The sequence below is a fragment of the uncultured Sphingomonas sp. genome (assembly GCF_913778135.1).
Classification (GTDB): Bacteria; Pseudomonadota; Alphaproteobacteria; order Sphingomonadales; family Sphingomonadaceae; genus Sphingomonas.
On the sequence record NZ_CAJYVU010000196.1, the window covers coordinates 1 to 4,247 of the forward strand.

The 4,247-nt window shown below is 67.1% G+C and carries 4 protein-coding genes; 3 read left to right on the forward strand and 1 reads right to left on the reverse strand.

Annotated elements, in window-relative coordinates; translation table 11 throughout:
* The 3 genes from gltB to QZ847_RS16615 form a co-directional block, all read left to right on the forward strand.
* The coding region (gene gltB, locus QZ847_RS16605; protein WP_294358734.1) for a glutamate synthase large subunit at positions 1-2,661 on the forward strand (2,661 nt) is incomplete at its 5' end.
* 116 nt (positions 2,662-2,777) lie between these two features.
* Entirely contained in the window at positions 2,778-3,449 is a 672-nt protein-coding gene (locus QZ847_RS16610; RefSeq protein WP_019517479.1) for a glutathione S-transferase family protein, read from the forward strand.
* 4 nt (positions 3,450-3,453) lie between these two features.
* Positions 3,454-3,825, forward strand: a complete 372-nt coding sequence (locus QZ847_RS16615; protein WP_294358736.1) for a tRNA-binding protein — start codon at positions 3,454-3,456, stop codon at positions 3,823-3,825.
* Between the two features lie 3 nt (positions 3,826-3,828).
* Here QZ847_RS16615 and QZ847_RS16620 read toward each other — a convergent pair.
* The coding region (locus tag QZ847_RS16620) for a substrate binding domain-containing protein (RefSeq protein WP_294358738.1) at positions 3,829-4,247 on the reverse strand (419 nt) is incomplete at its 5' end.

The window sequence follows — 4,247 nt, forward strand, 5'->3', positions numbered from 1 at the left end:
GCGGTGCGCGAGGGGCGCAGCGAGCTGTTCCTGACCGACGAGCATATCGGTGAAGACCGCGTCGCGATCCCCGGCGTGCTCGCCGCCGCCGCGGTCCACACGCATCTGGTTCGCCGCGGGCTTCGCTCCTACGCGTCGGTCAACGTCCGCACTGCGGAATGCCTCGATACGCATTACTACGCCGTGCTGATCGGCGTCGGCGCGACCACGGTGAACGCGTATCTGACCGAGGCCGCGATCGTCGATCGCCAGGCGCGCGGGCTGTTCGGGGACTTGAGCCTCGACGACTGCTTGGTCCGCCACAAGAAGGCGATCGAGGAAGGCCTGCTCAAGATCATGTCGAAGATGGGGATCTCGGTCCTCTCCTCGTATCGCGGCGGCTATAATTTCGAGGCGGTGGGGCTCAGCCGCGCGCTGGTGAACGACCTGTTCCCCGGCATGCCGGCCAAGATCAGTGGCGAGGGTTATGCCTCGCTCCACGTCAACGCGACCGAGCGGCACGAAGCGGCGTTCGACAGCGCGGTTGCGACGCTGCCGATCGGCGGCTTCTACCGTCAGCGCCACACCGGCGAGGCGCATGCCTATTCTGCGCAACTGATGCACCTGCTCCAGACGGCGGTCGCGACAGACAGCTATTCGAGCTACCTGCAATTCTCGCGCGGGGTGGCCGACCTGCCGCCGATCTACCTGCGCGACCTGTTCCAGTTCAACTTCCCGGCAGAGGGCGTCGCGGTCGATCAGGTCGAGGCGATCACCGAGATCCGCAAGCGCTTCGTCACGCCGGGCATGAGCCTCGGCGCGCTGTCACCGGAGGCGCACGAGACGCTGGCGATCGCGATGAACCGCATCGGCGCGAAGGCAGTCTCGGGCGAGGGCGGCGAGGATAAAATCCGTTACCAGCCGTACGAGAACGGCGACAACGCCAACTCGGTCATCAAGCAGATCGCGAGCGGAAGGTTCGGCGTCACCTCCGAATATCTCAACGCCTGCGAGGAGATCGAGATCAAGGTGGCGCAGGGCGCCAAGCCCGGCGAGGGCGGGCAGCTGCCCGGTTTCAAGGTGACCGAGTTCATTGCGCGGCTCAGGCACTCGACGCCCGGAGTCACGCTGATCTCGCCGCCGCCGCACCACGACATCTACTCGATCGAGGATCTGGCTCAGCTCATCTACGACCTGAAGCAGATCAACCCGCGCGCGCGTGTCTGCGTCAAGCTCGTCTCCTCCGCCGGCATCGGCACGGTCGCGGCGGGTGTTGCGAAGGCGCACGCCGACGTGATCCTCGTCTCCGGCCACGTCGGGGGAACAGGCGCATCGCCGCAGACGAGCATCAAATACGCCGGCACGCCGTGGGAAATGGGTCTGTCCGAGGTCAACCAGGTCCTGACCCTCAACGGCCTGCGCGGGCGGATCAAGCTGCGCGCCGACGGCGGATTGAAGACCGGGCGCGATATCGTCATCGCCGCGATCCTCGGCGCCGAGGAGTTCGGCATCGGCACATTGAGCCTCGTCGCGATGGGCTGCATCATGGTGCGGCAGTGCCACTCGAACACCTGCCCGGTCGGCGTCTGCACGCAGGACCCGAAGCTGCGCGACAAGTTCGTCGGCACGCCCGAAAAGGTCATCAACCTGATGACGTTCATCGCCGAGGAAGTGCGCGACATCCTCGCGCGGCTGGGTGTGCGCAGCCTCGACGAGGTGATCGGCCGCACCGAGCTGCTGCGCCAGGTCAGCCGCGGCGCCGAGCACCTCGACGACCTCGACCTCAACCCGATCCTCGCCAAGGTCGATGCGACCGACGCCGAGCGGCGCTTCTCGCTCTCCACCTTTCGCAACGAGGTACCCGATAGCCTCGACGCGCAGATCATCAAGGACGCCGCCCCGGTCTTCTCGCGCGGCGAGAAAATGCAGCTGACCTACTCGGTGCGCAACACGCACCGGGCGGTCGGCACGCGCCTGTCGAGCGAGGTGACACGTCGGTTTGGCATGAGCAAGCTCGCCGACGGTCACGTCACCGTCCGCTTGCGCGGCTCGGCCGGGCAATCGCTCGGCGCGTTCCTGTGCAAGGGCATTACGCTGGAGGTGTTCGGCGACGCCAACGACTACGTCGGCAAAGGATTGTCGGGTGGCACGATCGTCGTCCGCCCCGCGGTCTCCTCCCCGCTCGCCAGCCAGGACAACACCATCCTTGGCAACACCGTGCTCTACGGTGCGACGGCGGGCCGGCTGCTGGCGGCGGGACAGGCGGGCGAGCGCTTCGCGGTGCGCAACTCGGGCGCCGACGTGGTGGTCGAGGGCTGCGGCGCGAACGGGTGCGAGTATATGACCGGCGGCACCGCGGTGGTGCTGGGCGAGGTGGGGCAGAACTTCGGCGCCGGCATGACCGGCGGCATGGCGTTCGTCTACGACGCGAGCGGCCGCTTCGCACGCAATGCCAACCCGGAGAGCATCGTCTGGCAACGCATCGCCTCCGAGCACTGGGCGGACAAGCTGCGCGCGTTGGTCGAGGCGCACGCGCGCGCGACCGACAGCCGCTGGTCAAAGGGGCTGCTGGAAGACTGGGACGCCGCGCTCGCGCATTTCTGGCAGGTGGTGCCGAAGGAGATGCTCACCCGCCTGCCCTACCCGCTCGACGACAGCGTCGAACTCGTCGCGGCGGAATAGGCGATCGCGTGCGTCGTCCACGTGGATGACGCACGCACCCACGTTTTGCCTCAAACCCGCCGCCGCATGCGATCCGCGGCCTTGCCCACCACCGCAGTCCCGCTATTCACCATCATATGTGGCAGTTGCACCAATTCACCCTGTGTCCGTTCACCCGCAAGGTGCGCACGCTGCTCAATGAAAAGGACGTCGGCTACCAGTTGGTGCGCGAGCATCCGTGGGAGCGGCGCGACGACTTCCTCCACATGAACCCCGCCGGGCAGACTCCGGTGATGGTCGAGCCGAACAAGGGCGAGGTGCTGATCGATTCGCTCGCGATCTGCGAATATTTCGAGGAAACGGTCGACCGCGCCGCGATGATCAACGGCTCCTCGGCCAACCGCGCCGAGATTCGCCGGCTGGTCACCTGGTTCGACACCTTCTTCTACCGCGACGTGACGCAGCCGCTGTTGGAAGAGCGCATGCTCAACCGGCTGGTCCACCGTACCGCGCCCAATGCGTCGCGGCTGCGCGAGGCGATGAAGTCGTCGGTCGGGCACCTCGATTACATCGATTACCTGCTCGACCATCGCAAATGGATCGCGGGCGCAACGATCAGCCTCGCCGACCTTGCCGCCGCGTCGCAGATCTCGGTCGCGGACTATCTCGGCGGGATCGACTGGACCGGGCACGCGCACGCCAAGGCATGGTATTCCGCGTTCAAGAGCCGACGCAGCTTCCGCCCGCTGCTGACCGAGCGCGTCAGCGGGATCGAGCCGCCGAGCTACTACGAGAACCCGGACTTCTGATGCCGTGCACGTGACCAACGCCCCCGACGCGCCGGGTGCCGGCCCGATCACGTTTGACGACTTCATGCGCGTCGATGTGCGCGTCGGCACGATCCTGGCGGTCGATCCTTTCCCGGAGGCACGCAAGCCCGCGTTCAAGCTCACGATCGATTTCGGCGAGACGATCGGCATCAAACGCTCCTCGGCGCAGATCACCGTCCGCCATACCGCTGACGAACTGGTCGGGCGTCAGGTCGCGGCCGTGGTCAACTTTCCCCCGCGCCAGATCGGACCGATGATGTCGGAGGTGCTGACGCTCGGCTTCCCCGACGCGGACGGCGCGGTGGTACTCGCAAGCCCCGCGCACCCGGTGCCGAACGGCGGGCGATTGTTCTAGGCGCTACTCCCACGCGGCGGGATCGATCGTCTCGTGCAGGAAGGCGACGAACGCGCGCACCGCGGACGAGACGATCGGCGCACGCGGGTGCAGCGCCCATATCGCGACATCGCGTGTCCCCTCCCATTCGCGCAACACGCGCACCAGCCGACCGTCGCGCAGAGCCTCGCCCACGTCCCACAATGATCGGAGCGCTATGCCGACTCCCGACAGCGCCAACTCGCGCACCAGCTCGCTCGAATTCGTCTCGACGCGACTGGCGTGATCGATGCTCGCGCGGCGCGTACCCGACACCAGCCGCCACGGCATCTGCCCCTCGGCGGCAAGCAGTGTATGCGAGCCGAGATCGCCCAGTCGCGCCGGCGATCCCGCGCGCGCCAGATAGCCCGGGCTCGCACACAGGACACGGCGGCTGTCACCCA